At 71.0% G+C, this 14,712-nt stretch carries 11 protein-coding genes; 4 read left to right on the top strand and 7 right to left on the bottom strand.

Annotated elements, in window-relative coordinates; translation table 11 throughout:
• Positions 1-91: 91 nt before the first annotated feature.
• The gene (locus BJ982_RS18305) at positions 92-922 is read right to left on the bottom strand and encodes a helix-turn-helix domain-containing protein (RefSeq protein ID WP_184881661.1); all 831 of its coding nucleotides are present in this window, start codon (positions 920-922) and stop codon (positions 92-94) included.
• A gap of 476 nt (positions 923-1,398) precedes the next feature.
• On the opposite strand from BJ982_RS18305, the gene BJ982_RS18300 reads away from it, so the two are divergent.
• Entirely contained in the window at positions 1,399-1,539 is a 141-nt protein-coding gene (locus tag BJ982_RS18300) for a hypothetical protein (RefSeq protein ID WP_239123305.1), read from the top strand.
• A gap of 25 nt (positions 1,540-1,564) precedes the next feature.
• Here BJ982_RS18300 and BJ982_RS18295 read toward each other — a convergent pair whose 3' ends face one another.
• Positions 1,565-1,927 carry a VOC family protein gene (locus tag BJ982_RS18295; protein ID WP_184881657.1) on the bottom strand — a complete coding sequence of 121 codons (363 nt, stop codon included), beginning with the start codon at positions 1,925-1,927 and terminating at the stop codon, positions 1,565-1,567.
• A gap of 209 nt (positions 1,928-2,136) precedes the next feature.
• On the opposite strand from BJ982_RS18295, the gene BJ982_RS18290 reads away from it, so the two are divergent.
• The gene (locus BJ982_RS18290) at positions 2,137-4,641 is read left to right on the top strand and encodes a DNA gyrase/topoisomerase IV subunit A (RefSeq protein ID WP_184881655.1); all 2,505 of its coding nucleotides are present in this window, start codon (positions 2,137-2,139) and stop codon (positions 4,639-4,641) included.
• Between the two features lie 51 nt (positions 4,642-4,692).
• Here BJ982_RS18290 and BJ982_RS18285 read toward each other — a convergent pair whose 3' ends face one another.
• Positions 4,693-5,496, bottom strand: a complete 804-nt coding sequence (locus BJ982_RS18285; RefSeq protein WP_184881653.1) for an MBL fold metallo-hydrolase — start codon at positions 5,494-5,496, stop codon at positions 4,693-4,695.
• 45 nt (positions 5,497-5,541) lie between these two features.
• Between BJ982_RS18285 and BJ982_RS18280 the strand changes: the two genes are divergently transcribed.
• A complete protein-coding gene (locus tag BJ982_RS18280) occupies positions 5,542-5,781 on the top strand; it encodes a DUF2000 family protein (RefSeq protein WP_184881651.1) in 240 nt (79 codons plus the stop codon).
• Between the two features lie 85 nt (positions 5,782-5,866).
• On the opposite strand, the gene BJ982_RS18275 is transcribed toward BJ982_RS18280, so the two are convergent.
• The 3 genes from BJ982_RS18275 to nrdR all read right to left on the bottom strand — a co-directional run bounded on the left by BJ982_RS18275 (position 5,867) and on the right by nrdR (position 10,344).
• Positions 5,867-6,754 carry a diacylglycerol/lipid kinase family protein gene (locus tag BJ982_RS18275; RefSeq protein ID WP_184881649.1) on the bottom strand — a complete coding sequence of 296 codons (888 nt, stop codon included), beginning with the start codon at positions 6,752-6,754 and terminating at the stop codon, positions 5,867-5,869.
• A gap of 113 nt (positions 6,755-6,867) precedes the next feature.
• Positions 6,868-9,735: a vitamin B12-dependent ribonucleotide reductase gene (locus BJ982_RS18270; protein ID WP_184881647.1), complete on the bottom strand. Its 2,868-nt coding sequence runs from the start codon at positions 9,733-9,735 to the stop codon at positions 6,868-6,870.
• A gap of 147 nt (positions 9,736-9,882) precedes the next feature.
• Positions 9,883-10,344: a transcriptional regulator NrdR gene (gene nrdR / locus BJ982_RS18265; RefSeq protein WP_184881645.1), complete on the bottom strand. Its 462-nt coding sequence runs from the start codon at positions 10,342-10,344 to the stop codon at positions 9,883-9,885.
• Positions 10,345-11,014: 670 nt separating this feature from the next.
• On the opposite strand from nrdR, the gene lexA reads away from it, so the two are divergent.
• Positions 11,015-11,728 (top strand): transcriptional repressor LexA, encoded by a 714-nt coding sequence (lexA, locus tag BJ982_RS18260; protein WP_221482341.1) that lies wholly within the window; start codon positions 11,015-11,017, stop codon positions 11,726-11,728.
• A gap of 137 nt (positions 11,729-11,865) precedes the next feature.
• Here the strand turns inward: lexA and leuS are convergent, their stop codons facing one another.
• Entirely contained in the window at positions 11,866-14,328 is a 2,463-nt protein-coding gene (leuS, locus tag BJ982_RS18255) for a leucine--tRNA ligase (RefSeq protein WP_184881643.1), read from the bottom strand.
• Positions 14,329-14,712: the final 384 nt, after the last annotated feature.

Raw genomic sequence — 14,712 nt, 5'->3', positions numbered from 1 at the left:
CCATGTACGCATAATTGGCGATCCAGGGACCGGCCCTTTACCCGCTCACGCAGAGCCGAACGCACAGCGCCCCCACTGCCGACAGACCCGCTCAGGCCCATTCGGACGTCATCGTCTCTTCGATCATGACGATGGACAGGTGCTGGGGATAGGCGTCGGCGCGGATGGCGTCGAAGCCCTTGACCAGGTCGGCGATCAGGCCCCGTTCCGACAGGGTGCGCCCCCAGGGCTGGGACTCGACGCGCACCATGTACGGGTTGCCGCGCATCTCGGCGATGGAGTAGGCGCCGTTCAGCCCCGACAGGGCCTCGGCGCCGTAGGGCACGATCTGGACGGTGACCCGCGGGTGGCGGGTCATCGCCACCAGGTGGGCGAGCTGTTCGCGCATGACCGCGGGCCCGCCGACGGGGCGGTGCAACACCCCCTCGTCGATCAGCGCCGTGATGACCGGGCCGTCGTCGCGGGACAGCACGGCCTGGCGGAGCATGCGGGCCGACAGGCGCTGCTCGATCTCCGTTTCCGTGGCCCCGGGCAGGCGGGAGAGCACCCGGCGCGCGTAGCTCTCGGTCTGCAGCATGCCGGGGACGAGCATGGGCGCCCAGAACCGCAGGGCGGTGGCACGCCGTTCCTCGACCGCCCAGTCGCGGAAGTGGGCGGGGACCGGGGGCGGGGGCGGCCAGACCTCGGCGTACAGGCGGGTCACCACGCCGTCCAGGCCGAACGCCTCGTCACACCGCTCGGCGAAGCGCTCGGAAGGGCGGAACTTGGAGGTCTCGACCATGGCCACCGCGCTGGTGGAGAAGCCGATCCTGCGGGCGAGCTGTTTCTGCGTGAGCCGCGCCGCGAGACGGTGGCGGCGCAGCTCGTAGGCGAAACGCGCGCGCGGCGACTCGGACGGGTCGATGTCGATCATTCTGGTCATGAGGCTCCCTCGCAGACACCCGGCCAGACCTGACTCACCGGCGCGGCGCCGACGACGGAGTCATTCTGTGGTCAAGGGAACACCAAGCGTAACGGCACCGGCACCGGCCCGGGAAGGGGAACGGCGACGGCCGCGGCCGCGCGCGCCCGGCGGACGGGGGCTGCAAGCCGTTGATAAGAAGACGTCAACCTCGCGGAGAAATGGTGTGCCCAGGGACACCGGCACCTCGCAGAGGAAGGAGCCGTCGATGAGGCGCATCAGAATCGCCCGTCCGCGCACGAACCGCCGCACCGAGACGGCGGCGTCCCTGGACCTGAGGTCCCCGTCGGGACGCCCCCTGCCCTACTAGCGGCCATCCGCGATCTTTACGATGGTCTTACGATCACATCTGTAGACATCTATATAACGAATGCGTCACGGCGGGGGGTTCGATGAAGAGGCTGGCGGCGGTACCCGCTTACGTACCACGGCACAAGGTGCGCGACATCCGTTCCGCGCACCGCCGCAAGCCGTCCTCCGAGTCCGCGACCGATTCCACGATCGTTCACCTGCAGGCGTACACGGGCCGCAACGTGATCCGTTTCCCCCGCCCGGGGGGCACGACGCCCGCCGCCTGAACGGGCGCCGGGCCCGGCCGGCCCCTCAGTCGTCGCAGAGGCAGAAGGGGTGGCCCGCCGGGTCGAGGTAGACGGTGAAGTCCCGTCCCGGCTGGTGGGAGTGCTGGACCGCGCCCAGGGCGACCACCTGGGCGCCGGACTTCTCGCGGTCGTCCACGACCAGGTCCAGGTGCATCTGCTGAGGGTGGTCGGACGACGGCCACACCGGCGCCCTGAAGTCCTCGGCGTGCTGGAAGGACAGCTTGTAGTCCCCGCCTCCGCTGATGGTGACCCAGTCGGGCCGGTCGTCCACGACCTTCCACCCGAGCACGGCCGAGTAGAAGGCGGCCAGCGCCTGGGGGTCCGGACAGTCCAGGACGACGGCGTACATACGTGCGATCTCGCTCATGGGCACTCCCTTCGGTCGATGGCGACACTACCAAACTGCGATCGCCGGTCACCTCGGCGACTGCCGGGCGGGGTGAGCCCGGCGCGAACGCATGAGCCTTATCCGTGCCGGAGACGTCCAAACGGCCGACGCCGCCGCGCCTGCCGTCGTACGGGCGCAAAAGCGCTTCGGGTCGCGGAGCACCTCCAAGCTTCGGCACAATGTTCGATATGGCCCGACGCACCACCACGCCCCCGCCGGAAGACTTCGAGGAACGCATCGTCGACATCGACGTGGCGACCGAGATGCGCACGAGCTACCTCGAGTACGCCTACTCGGTGATCTACCAGCGCGCGCTCCCCGACGCCCGTGACGGCCTCAAGCCGGTCCAACGCCGCATCCTCTACTCGATGAGCGAGATGGGCCTGCGGCCCGAGCGCGGGCACGTGAAGTCCTCGCGCGTCGTCGGCGACGTGATGGGCAAGCTGCACCCCCACGGCGACAGCGCCATCTACGACGCGCTGGTGCGCATGGCCCAGCCGTTCTCGATGCGGCTGCCGCTGGTGGACGGGCACGGCAACTTCGGCTCCCCCGACGATCTCCCCGCCGCCATGCGGTACACCGAGGCGCGCCTGGCCCCCGCGGCCATGCTGATGGTGCAGTCCATCGACGAGGACACCGTCGACTTCAAGCCGAACTACGACGGCCAGGAGACCGAGCCGACGGTCCTGCCGAGCGCCTTCCCCAACCTCCTGGTGAACGGCGCCTCCGGCATCGCGGTCGGCATGGCGACCAACATGGCGCCGCACAACCTCGTCGAGGTCATCGCCGCCGCCCGCCACCTGATCAAGAACCCGGGCGCCACGCTCGACGAGCTGATGCGCTTCGTCCCCGGGCCCGACCTGCCGACCGGCGGCACGATCATCGGGCTCTCCGGCGTCCGCGACGCCTACCAGACCGGCCGCGGCACCTTCCGCATGCGCGCCAAGGCCACCGTCGAGCAGGTCACCCCCCGGCGCAAGGGCATCGTCGTCACCGAGCTGCCCTTCAACGTCGGGCCCGAGCGGGTCATCACCAAGATCAAGGAGCTGGTGACCTCCAAGAGGTTGTCCGGCATCTCCGACCTGAAGGACCTCACCGACCGGCACAAGGGCCTGCGCCTGGTCATCGAGGTCAAGAACGGCTTCCACCCCGAGGCCGTGCTCGCCGAGCTCTACCGCCTGACTCCCATGGAGGAGACGTTCGGCATCAACAACGTGGCGCTGGTCGACGGCCAGCCCCGCACGCTCGGCCTGCGCGAGCTGCTCCAGGTCTACGTCGACCACCGCATCGACGTCGTGCGCCGCAGGTCCGCCCACCGGCTGCGCAAGCGCGAGGAGCGCCTCCACCTGGTGGACGGCCTCATCGTCGCGCTGCTCAACATCGACGAGGTCATCCAGGTCATTCGCTCCTCCGAGGACTCCGCTGAGGCGCGCGCCCGCCTCATGGAGATCTTCGACCTGTCCGAGACCCAGGCCGTCTACATCCTCGACACCCCGCTGCGCCGCCTCACCCGGTACGACAAGCTGGAGCTGGACCGCGAGCGTCAGACGTTGAACGACGAGATCGCCGAGCTCGCCGCCATCCTGTCCTCCGAGGACAAGCTGCGCCGGGTCGTGTCCGGCGAGCTGGCCGACGTCGCCAAGACCTACGGCGCCCCGCGCCGCACCGTCCTGCTGGAGGACGGCGCGAGCGTCGCGACCGCGGCGGCCATGCCGCTGGAGGTCGCCGACGACCCGTGCCTGGTGCTGCTGTCCTCCACCGGCCTGCTCGCCCGCACCGGCGACGCCGTCCCGCTCGGCACCGGCGAGGAACGCTCGGCTCACGATGTGCTGGTCGCGGTCGTGCGCTCGACGGTCAGAGGCGAGGTCGGCGTGATCACCTCCGCCGGGCGCGCCATCCGCGTCTCGGTGCTCGACCTGCCCGCGCTGCCGTCCACGGCCGCTCCCCCGTCCCTGTCCGGCGGCCATCCGGTGAGCGAGTACGTCACGCTCAACCCCGGCGAGCACGTCGTGGGCCTCGGCTCCCTCGACCCCCAAGGGCTCGGGCTGGCGCTCGGCACCGCACACGGCATGGTCAAGCGCGTCGTGCCCGAGTACCCCGTGAACCGCGACGACTTCGAGGTCATCGGCCTCAAGCCCGGCGACAGCGTGGTCGGCGCCGTCGAGGTCACCTCCGAGGACCATGACCTGGTGTTCATCTCCTCCGACGCCCAGGTGCTGCGCTTCCCGGCGTCCTCGGTGCGCCCGCAGGGGCGGCCCGCCGGGGGCATGGCCGGCATCCGCCTCGCCGACGGCGCCAAGGTCATCTGGTACGGGGTGGTCGATCCCTCCCGCGAGTCCCGCGTGGTCACCATCGCCGGGTCGGCCTCGGCGCTGCCCGGCACCGGCATGGGCGGCGGCAAGGTGTCGGACTACGCCGACTTCCCGCCCAAGGGCAGGGCCACCGGCGGCGTCCGCGCCCAGCGCTTCCTCAAGGGCGAGGACGTCCTGGTGCTGGCCTGGGCGGGCCCCGCGCCGGTCAAGGCCGTGTCCTCGACGGGCAAGCCGGTGGAGCTGCCGTCCGAGCTCGGACGCCGCGACGGCTCGGGCGTGCGGGTCGCGCCGGACATCGCCGCGATCGGCGGGGCGCTCGGCAGCGGCCCCGCCCTCGCTCCCCCGTCTCCGGCCGGGCCGGACGCCCCGGACGAGGAGTAGCCCGGCCGGGCCCCGGGCTCCCGGATGACCGCCCCGGCGCGCCCGGGGCCGTCACGAGGACGTGGCGGCCCGGCGCAGCGCCTCGGAGGTGAACGCTGCGGGGTAGGGCGAGCGCGCGAGCGCAACGTCCGCCGTCATCTCGCCGGCGGCCACGGCCCGGCACAGGTCCGCGATCTCGGCGAGCTCATCGCGCTGCCGGGTCACGAACGCGGCGTCCACCGGCTCGCCGTGCCCGGGCACCACCGTGCGTGCCCCGAGGTCCAGCAGCCGGTCCACCGCGGCGGGCCAGGCCGCCGGGTGGGAGTCGTCGAACGAGGGCGGCGCGCCCTGCTCGACGAGGTCGCCGGCGAAGAGCACGCCCGCGTCCGGCACGTGCGCCACCAGGTCGTGGCCGGTGTGGCCGGGGCCGGGGTGCAGGAGCCGCACGGCACGGCCGCCGAGGTCGATCTCGGCGGCGGCGTCGACGAGCTGGTCCGGCGGCACGATGCGCGCGGTCTCGACGCGGGCCGCGGCCTCGGGGTCGCCCTGCGCGCGGTAGTACGCCGCCCAGGTCGTCCGCTGGTCTTGCGCTCCGCCGGCCAGCTCGGCCCGGCAGCCCGGGTGCGCCCACACCGTGGCTCCGTCGAACGCCGCCGTGCCGAAGGCGTGGTCGAAGTGGGCGTGGGTCAGCACGACCGACCACGGCAGTCCGGTCAGCTCGCGGACGGCCGCCGCGAACTCGGCGCCCTGCCGTTCGTCGGCGCCGGTGTCGACCACCAGGCAGGCGCGCTCGCCGGCGACCAGGCCGAGCGACAGGTCCAGCTCGGTGTGACGGCGCACCCAGACATGGTCGGCGACCTCGACCCAGCGGCCCACCGGCCTCACCTCCCCCCCGGCGACGGCCCCAGTGTAGTGATCGCCGTGCCCGTCCTGACGGCCACGCCCGCCGAACTCGCGGACCTGCACGCCAAGGCCGGGGCCGACGAGGAGCTGATCACCGTCGGCTTCAACGAGGTGGCCCGGCGCGCCAGGGACTACGACGTCTATCTCGCCGACCTGGCCGCCACGCCCGGCGACGAGGTCGAGTTCGTCGCCGTCGGGGTGTTCGGGCCGCGTGGCCGCGTCACCGCGCTGACCAGGCGGCTCCCTCTGCACGAATGACGTCGCGGGCCGCTGCGGCCGGACAGGCGGGACACCGGCCGGCCGCACCCCTTCTGCGCCACTCAGGGAAGGGCGGAAGGCACGCCTACCGCGCGGCCTCCGGGACGCAGACCGTCAGCGCACCGGGCACGACGCGCGCCTCCAGCCGGTCGACCGGCTCGCGGTCACCGCCGTCCAGCTCGTACATGAGCGGCGCGCCGAACTCGGCCGTCACCTCCCTGGCCCGGGTGATCCGGACGAACGGCGACTCGTCGCTGCGCCCCGCGGTCATGCGGCCCAGCACGCGCGCCCACTGGATGGGCCCCTGCGCCGTGGAGACGCCGACCTCCAGCCAGCCGTCGTCGGGGCGGGCGTCGTCGAAGGCGCGGATGCCGCCGGTGATCGTGCCGATGTTGCCGAGCAGCAGGCAGCTCCCCTTGCCCTCGAACCAGGTGACGCCGTCCACCTTGACCGTCATCGGCACCAGCGGCCCGCCGACGTGCCGCACCGCGGCGCTCACGTACGCCAGGCGCCCGAGCCGGCCCTTGCTGCCGCCGTCGGCGTCGGCGATCATCTCGGCCTCGAAGCCCGCGCCGGCCATGACCGCGAAGTGCTCGCCGTTCAGCTTGCCCAGGTCCAGCTTCCTGCGCCGGCCCTGGAACCCGAGGCGCACGGCCTCCTCAAGGTCGATGGGAATGCCGAGGTCCCGGGCGAAAAGGTTCGCCGTGCCGGCCGGGAGGATCGCCATCGGGACCCCCGAGCCGGCCATCACGTCGGAACAGCGCTGCACCATGCCGTCGCCGCCCCAGACGAACACCAGATCGGCGCCCTTCTTCAGCGCCTTCGCGACCCGCTTGGGCGCCTTCTTGGACTTGGGCACCTCGTACCAGAGCAACTCGCCGACGTCCTGCTCGCTGATCAGCACGCGCAGACGGTCCAGCCCGGCGCCGAGCGTCTTCTTCTTGTGAGCGATGACCGCGACCGTAGGTGACATGACGCCTGGACTACCCAGGAAAACGCCCTTCACCGGTCGCGGAGCGCGCGGGGGCGGCGGACCTTCGGCCCGCCGCCCCCACCCGGTTTCCGGCCGGAGCCGGGACACCGCGCTCAGCTGCAGCCGCTGGTGCTGCCGCAGCCCTCGCAGACGTAGCAGCTTCCCGCGGGACGCATCTTGGTGCCGCAGGTCAGGCACAGCGGGGCGTCCGCCGTACGGCCCTGGTGGCTCTCCAGGGCCGGGGCCGCGCCGTTTTCGCGCGCGGTCGGCACGGCGGCCGGGGCCGGCGCGGCCGGCTTCTCCTCGATGGGGGCCGACTGCGCCAGCTCCGCCGTGTCGATGATGACCTCCTGGACCGCGCCCGGGTCCTCCCCGCGCTGCTGGGCGGCGCGCTCGGCAGCCGAGAAGACCCCGAGGGCCGCCCGCTCGGCGTACGGAAGGTGGTCGAGCGCCAGGCGGCGGAAGATGTAGTCGACGACCGAGGCGGCCATGCGGACGTCCGGGTCGTCGGTCATGCCGGCCGGCTCGAACCGCATGTTGATGAACTTGCTGACGAAGGTGTCCAGCGGGACGCCGTGCTGCAGGCCCACCGAGATCGCCACCGAGAACGCGTCCATGACCCCCGCGAGGGTGGACCCCTGCTTGGACATCTTCAGGAAGACCTCGCCGAGGCCGTCGTCGGGGTAGGACGAGGCGGTCATGTACCCCTTGGCGCCGGCGACCGTGAAGCGGGTCGTGGTGCTCGGACGCTGGTTCGGCAGGCGGCGGCGCTGCGGCCGCGGCACCTCGACGACCTGGACGACGGGCTCGGCGGCCTTCGCCTCTGCCGCGTCCTTGACGTCCTTGACGTTCTTGGCGTCGTCGCCCTTCTTGGCGAGCGAGAGCGGCTGGCCGACCTTGCAGTTGTCGCGGTAGACCGCGAGGGCCTTCAGACCGAGCCGCCAGCCTTCGAGGTAGACCTGCTCGATGTCCTCGACGGTGGCCGACTCGGGCAGGTTCACGGTCTTGGAGATGGCGCCCGACAGGAACGGCTGGGTGGCGGCCATCATGCGGACGTGGCCCATCGGCGCGATGGCGCGCTCGCCCATGGCGCAGTCGAACACCTCGTAGTGTTCGGCCCGCAGGCCGGGGGCGTCCATCACGTGGCCGTGCTCGGCGATGTACTCGACGATGGCCTCGACCTGCTCGGGCTGGTAGCCGAGCTTGCGCAGCGCGCGGGGGATGGTCTGGTTGACGATCTGCATCGACCCGCCGCCGACGAGCTTCTTGAACTTGACCAGGCCGAGGTCGGGCTCGATGCCGGTGGTGTCGCAGTCCATCATGAGCCCGATGGTGCCGGTGGGCGCGAGCAGCGAGGCCTGGGCGTTGCGGTAGCCGTTCTTCTCGCCGAGACGCAGGCATTCCTGCCACTGGCGGGTGGCCTCGGCCAGGATCGGCTTGTCCAGGGTGTCCATGCCGCGCAGGCCGTCGTTGGCGGCGGAGTGCTTGCGCATGACGCGCTTGTGGGCCTCGGCGTTGCGCTTGTAGCCGTCGTAGGGGCCGACGATCGCGGCGAGCTCGGCGCTGCGGCGGTAGGACGCGCCCGTCATCAGGCTCGTGATCGCCGCGGCGGCGGCGCGCCCGCCCTCGGAGTCGTAGGCGTGGCCGGTGGCCATCAGCAGGGCGCCGAGGTTGGCGTAGCCGATGCCGAGCTGGCGGTAGGCGCGCGTGGTCTCGGCGATCTTGTCGGTGGGGAAGTCGGCGAAGGTGATCGAGATGTCCATCGCGGTGATGATCAGCTCGGTCGTCTTGACGAAGCCCTCGACGTCGAAGGTGTCGTCCTCGCGCAGGAACTTGAGCAGGTTGATGCTCGCCAGGTTGCAGGAGGAGTTGTCCAGGTGGACGTACTCCGAGCACGGGTTGGAGGCGGTGATGCGCCCGGTCTCCGGGCAGGTGTGCCAGTCGTTGATGGTGTCGTCGTACTGCACGCCGGGGTCGGCGCACTCCCATGCAGCCTGGGCCATCTTGCGGAACAGCGCCTTGGCGTCGACCCGCTCGATCACCTCGCCGCTCAGCCGGGCGCGCAGCCCGAAGCTTTCGCCCCCCTCCACGGCGCGCATGAACTCGTCGGAGACGCGCACGGAGTTGTTGGCGTTCTGGTACTGGACGGACACGATGTCCTTGCCGCCGAGGTCCATGTCGAAGCCGGCGTCGCGCAGGGCGCGGATCTTGTCCTCTTCGCGGGCCTTGGTCTCGATGAACTCCTCGATGTCGGGGTGGTCGACGTCGAGGACGACCATCTTGGCCGCCCGGCGGGTGGCCCCGCCCGACTTGATGGTGCCCGCGGAGGCGTCGGCGCCGCGCATGAACGACACCGGGCCGCTGGCGGTGCCTCCACTGGACAGGAGCTCCTTGCTGGAGCGGATGCGGGAGAGGTTGACCCCCGACCCGGACCCGCCCTTGAAGATGATGCCCTCCTCCTTGTACCACTCCAGGATGGACTCCATCTGGTCGTCCACGGCGAGGATGAAGCACGCCGAGACCTGCTGCGGGGAGGCGGTGCCGACGTTGAACCAGACCGGCGAGTTGAAGCTGAAGATCTGGTGGATCAGCGCGTGCTTCAGCTCGTGGTCGAAGATCTCGGCGTCCTCCTCGGTGGCGAAGTAGCCGTTCTCGCGGCCGGTGCGCGTGTAGACGCCCACGACCCGGTCGACGAGCTGGCGCAGGCCGGTCTCGCGCTGCGGGGTGCCCACGGCCCCGCGGAAGTACTTCGTGGTGACGATGTTGGCGGCGTTGACCGACCAGAAGTCGGGGAACTCGACGTCCCGCTGCTCGAAGTTGATCGAGCCGTCCCGCCAGTTGGTCATGACGACGTCACGGCGCTCCCAGCGCACCTGGTCGTACGGGTGCACGCCGGGCGTGGTGTGGATGCGCCTGACCTTCAGGCCCTTGGAGGCCCGCTTGCCCCCGCGCCCCACTGAACCGCTCACCGTCTCCGTCATGATCTTTCCCCTTCCGGGACCCCGTGGAGCCCTAATGTCGGAACACATCCGCGCGCCGCGCACATCCCCCGGCGCCGGCGCCCGGCGAGTTCGTCGGCGTGCGACGGCCTTCGGACTCCCCGGGCGTGTTGGTCGTGTCTGAAGTGGTCAGTCTTGGTCCGCGCCCCGCGAGGCGCGCAGTTGCTCGATCTCTTCCTCGAAGTCGGCGAGGGTCTCGAAGCCGCGGTAGACGGAGGCGAACCGCAGGTAGGCGACCTCGTCGAGCTCGCGCAGCGGCCCGAGGATCGCCAGGCCGACCTGGTGGGAGGGGATCTCGGCCGAACCCGTCGCGCGGATGCTCTCCTCGACGCGCTGCCCGAGCTGCGCGAGGGAGTCCTCGCCGACGGGACGGCCCTGGCAGGCGCGGCGCACCCCGGCGATGACCTTGTCCCGGGAGAACGCCTCGGTCACGCCGCTGCGTTTGCTCACCATCAGCAACACCGTCTCCTGGGTGGTGAACCGGCGCCCGCATTGGGAGCACGTGCGGCGCCGCCTGATCGCCGCGCCGTCCTCGGTCGACCGGCTGTCGATCACCCTGGTGTCTGGATGACGACAGAATGGGCAATGCACGTGTCGCCTCCCTTTTCTCGCGATTCCCCACCGGTTACCCGGCCGGACCCCCGTGAATGCGGCCCCCCGGAGGGTCGATCCCGGGGAAAATCCGCCCCATGTTTCCGTATTCGCCCCACGCTCGCGAGCCCATTCCGGATTAACCGAAATAGGCATGCGCGCGCACTGCGGGTGCTCACAGTGCGCCCACGGAAACACAACCTATGGGCAACCGACAACGGTGTAACTACTAGATGTTGTGGTCCAACCGTAGGAGGGCCGCACCATGAACGCAAGTCGGCGGGGCCCCGGATCGCGAACCCCCCGCCGATCAGGGGGAACGGCCCCCGCCCCGGCGTGTCGCGCCCGTGCGGGGCCTCCGGCGCCGCGCCCGGCCCCGGAGCGCCCGAGAAGGGACGCATCAGACCGAGATCGCTCATGTGATCGACTTTCCCGCCTCACCAGCGTAAGATCGCGAAAGTCGAACACGATATCGATCGAACTCCCGTACGATGTCATGCGCCGACCGGCGACCACGTTCGGATTATCTCGAACAGTTGTTTGATGACGATCTTGAACGGCGTTATTGTCGCTGTGTGCGACATCGGGAACACGGACGGGCAGCCGGCCGGGCGGGCATGGCGTTGAGGTGGCGGCGCGTCCGAGGGTGCCCGGCGAGGAGGAGTTGACTATGAACGAGCAAGACGAGAGCGGCGCGGTCGTCACCGACCTCGCGGTGCGCAGGCGTGACTCCCTGGGCCTCACCCCGAGGCAGCGCAAGATCCTTGAGGTGATCCGCGATTCGGTGCAGCAGCGCGGCTATCCGCCGTCGATGCGCGAGATCGGCGAGGCGGTCCAGCTGACCAGCACCTCCAGTGTCTCCCACCAGCTCACCGCGCTGCAGCGCAAGGGCTACCTGCGCCGTGACCCGCACCGTCCGCGCGCGCTGGAGGTCCGCCTGCCCGGGGAGCCCGCGCTCTGGGTCGACCCGGTCGGCCCCGGCGAGGAGGAGCCTTTGGTGACCCGCCCCACGGCCGCGTTCGTGCCGCTGGTGGGCCGCATCGCCGCCGGTGGCCCCATCCTGGCCGAGGAGCGCGTCGAGGACGTCTTCGCGCTGCCCAAGCAGCTCGTGGGCGAGGGCACGCTGTTCCTGCTCCAGGTCTCCGGTGACTCCATGATCGACGCCGCCATCGCCGACGGCGACTGGGTGGTCGTGCGTCAGCAGCCGGTGGCCGACAACGGCGACATCGTCGCGGCCATGATCGACGGCGAGGCCACCGTGAAGACCTTCAAGCGCAAGGACGGCCACGTCTGGCTGGTCCCGCACAACCCCAACTACGACCCGATCCCCGGCGACGAGGCCACCGTCCTCGGCAAGGTGACCGCGGTCCTGCGCAAGCTCTGACCGGGCGAGCGGCGCCGCATCCGGCCGCTCGCCGGCGCCCACCGCCCGGGCGCGGCGAAGCCCACGAAACCGCCTGAGCGTCCCCACGGGGAACGTTCAGGCGGTTTCGCATGCCGTCCGGCAGGCCCCCGCGGGGCTCAGGGGACGATGTTGACCAGCTTGGGCGCCCGCACGATCACCTTGCGCGGCGTCCCCGACAGGTACGGCCGCACCTTCTCGGAGGCCAGGGCCAGCTCCTGCAGCGCGGACTCCGAGATGGACGGCGAGACCTCCAGACGGTCGCGCACCTTGCCCGCCACCTGCACGACGCAGGTGACCGACTCCTGGACCAGCAGCGCCGGGTCGGCGGCGGGCCAGCCCGCCCGCGCGATCGTCGGGCCGTGGCCGAGCCGCTCCCAGCCCTCCTCGGCGGCGTACGGGGCGACCAGCGACAGCATGACGGCCAGCGTCTCGGCGGCCTCGCGCACGGCGGGGTCGGCGGCGCCGGGGCCGGAGTCGATGGCCCTGCGCGCCGCGCTGGTCAGTTCCATCATGCGGGCCACGGCCACGTTGAAGCGGGAGGACTCGACCAGGCGGGTGACCTCGTCGATCGTCCGGTGGGTGACCTTGCGCAGCTCCAGATCGCCGGAGGCGGGGTCCGCGCCGGGCGCCGAGGCCGCGCCCGCCTCGGCCACGACGCGGAACGCCCGGGCCAGGAACTTCTGCGACGCGGCCGGAGAGACGTCGGCCCAGTCGATGTCGTCCTCGGGCGGGCCGGCGAAGACCATGGTCAGCCGGACGGCGTCCACCCCGAAGTCGTCGATCTGCTCCCCCAGGTCGACGCCGTTGCCCAGGGACTTGGACATCGCCTTGCCCTGGTTGATGACCTGCCCCTGGTTGAGCAGGCGCAGGAACGGCTCGGGGAAGTCGACCATGCCCATGTCGTGCAGGACCTTGGTGAAGAACCGGGCGTACAGCAGGTGGAGCACGGCGTGCTCCACGCCGCCGACGTACTGGTCCACCGGGCCCCAGCGCCGGACGCGCTCGACGTCGAAGGGGCCGTCCTCGTAGCCGGGCGAGCAGTACCGCAGGAAGTACCACGAGGAGTCGACGAAGGTGTCCATGGTGTCGGTGTCGCGCCGCGCGGGGCCGCCGCACTTGGGGCAGTCCACCTCGACCCAGTCGGCGGCCCCGGCCAGCGGCGAGACGCCCTTGGGCGCCAGGGCCTCGCCGCGCAGGTCGGGCAGCGTGACCGGCAACTGGTCGTCGGGGACGGGGACCTCGCCGCAGTCGGGGCAGTGGATGATCGGGATGGGCGTGCCCCAGAAGCGCTGGCGCGACAGCAGCCAGTCGCGCAGCCGGAAGTTGACGGCGGCGGCGCCCGTGCCGCGTTCCTGGAGGATCTGGACGATGCGGGCGATGGCCTCGACCTTGGACAGGCCGTCCAGGGGCCCGGAGTTGACCAGGGTGCCCTCGCCTGGGGTGGCGGCGCCGGTCTCGGCGGGGTCGGGCAGGCCGGTCTCGACGACGACCCGCACGGGCAGGCCGAACTTCAGGGCGAAGTCCAGGTCGCGCTGGTCGTGGGCGGGCACGGCCATGATCGCGCCGTGGCCGTAGTCGGACAGGACGTAGTCGGCGGCCCACACCGGGATGCGCTCGCCGTTGACGGGGTTGACGGCGTGGCGCCCGAGGAAGACGCCGGTCTTCTCCTTGTCGGTGGCCAGGCGCTCGATGTCGCTCAGCTTGGCGACCTCGGCCTGGTAGGCGCGCAGCGCGGGCAGCTGCTCGGGCGCGCAGATCTCTTCGGCCAGCGCCGCGTCCGCGGCGACCACGAAGAACGTGGCGCCGTACAGGGTGTCGGGGCGGGTGGTGTAGACGGTGACCGGCTCGTCGCGGCCCTCGATCTCGAAGCGGACGTCGGCGCCCTCGGAGCGGCCGATCCAGTTGCGCTGCATGGTCAGCACGCGCTCGGGCCAGCCACCCTCCAGCTGGGCCATGTCGTCCAGCAGGCGGTCGGCGTAGTCGGTGATGCGGAAGTACCACTGGGTCAGCTCGCGCCGCACGACCTCGGTGCCGCAGCGTTCGCAGCGGCCGGCGACGACCTGCTCGTTGGCCAGCACCGTCTGGTCCTTGGGGCACCAGTTGACCAGGCCGCCCTTGCGGTAGGCCAGGCCACGCTCGTAGAACCGGTTGAACAGCCACTGGTTCCAGCGGTAGTACTCCGGGTCGCTGGTGTGCAGGCGGCGCGACCAGTCGAAGGAGATGCCGTACCTCTTGAAGGAGTTGGCCTGGGTGTCGATGTTGGCGTACGTCCACTCGGCGGGGTGGGCGTCGCGCTTGATGGCCGCGTTCTCCGCGGGCAGGCCGAAGGAGTCCCAGCCGATGGGGTGCAGGACGTTGTAGCCGCGCTGGAACCAGTAGCGGGCCAGCACGTCGGCGATGGCGAAGACCTCGCCGTGCCCCATGTGGAGGTCGCCGGAGGGGTAGGGGAACATGTCGAGCAGGTATTTGCGCGGACGCTCGTCGGCGGCGTCCTCGCCCGCCCGGTACGGGTCCAGCTCTTCCCAGCGCGCCTGCCACTTCACCTGCAGCGCCTGCGGATCGTACTGCTCGTCACTCACGGCCCATGTCCCTCGGTTGACTCGGCGTGGATGGCCGGACCAATAAAGAAACCCCTCGTGTCCACGAGGGGCAGCCGCGCCGACCGGTCTTCAGCTCGGTCGCCGCGGCCCGCCAAGAAGCAGGGTCCTGCCACGCATAGCTCAAGGGTAGCGCAGCGGGCAATGCGCCTTCCTCGCGTTCGGGCCGCCCCCGCGTGGGTCAGGGGCACCCCAGAGGAAAGCTCCGGAATCTCACACAGGTACCTAAAGGTGATAGATCCGTTGTGACCTCATATGTCCCTTTAGTTTACTCTTTTCGCCGTGGCGAACTCGATCGGCCGGGAACGCGGCCCGCAATTCACGCAAGAGGGCCTGCCGATGCAGGATCCGCCGACCGATCCGACA

Origin of the sequence: Sphaerisporangium siamense (genome assembly GCF_014205275.1) — a bacterium.
GTDB classification, from domain to species: domain Bacteria; phylum Actinomycetota; class Actinomycetes; order Streptosporangiales; family Streptosporangiaceae; genus Sphaerisporangium; species Sphaerisporangium siamense.
The sequence above is the reverse complement of the archived record's forward strand: the minus strand, read 5'-3'. Positions and strand labels throughout refer to the sequence as shown.

Bases quoted from the DNA above. Each gene is read 5' to 3' on its own strand.
- BJ982_RS18305 (WP_184881661.1), bottom strand. From the start codon at position 922: ATGACCAGAATGATCGACATCGACCCGTCCGAGTCGCCGCGCGCGCGT.
- BJ982_RS18295 (WP_184881657.1), bottom strand. From the start codon at position 1,927: ATGAGCGAGATCGCACGTATGTACGCCGTCGTCCTGGACTGTCCGGAC.
- BJ982_RS18290 (WP_184881655.1), top strand. From the start codon at position 2,137: ATGGCCCGACGCACCACCACGCCCCCGCCGGAAGACTTCGAGGAACGC.
- BJ982_RS18275 (WP_184881649.1), bottom strand. From the start codon at position 6,754: ATGTCACCTACGGTCGCGGTCATCGCTCACAAGAAGAAGACGCTCGGC.
- BJ982_RS18270 (WP_184881647.1), bottom strand. From the start codon at position 9,735: ATGACGGAGACGGTGAGCGGTTCAGTGGGGCGCGGGGGCAAGCGGGCC.
- lexA (WP_221482341.1), top strand. From the start codon at position 11,015: ATGAACGAGCAAGACGAGAGCGGCGCGGTCGTCACCGACCTCGCGGTG.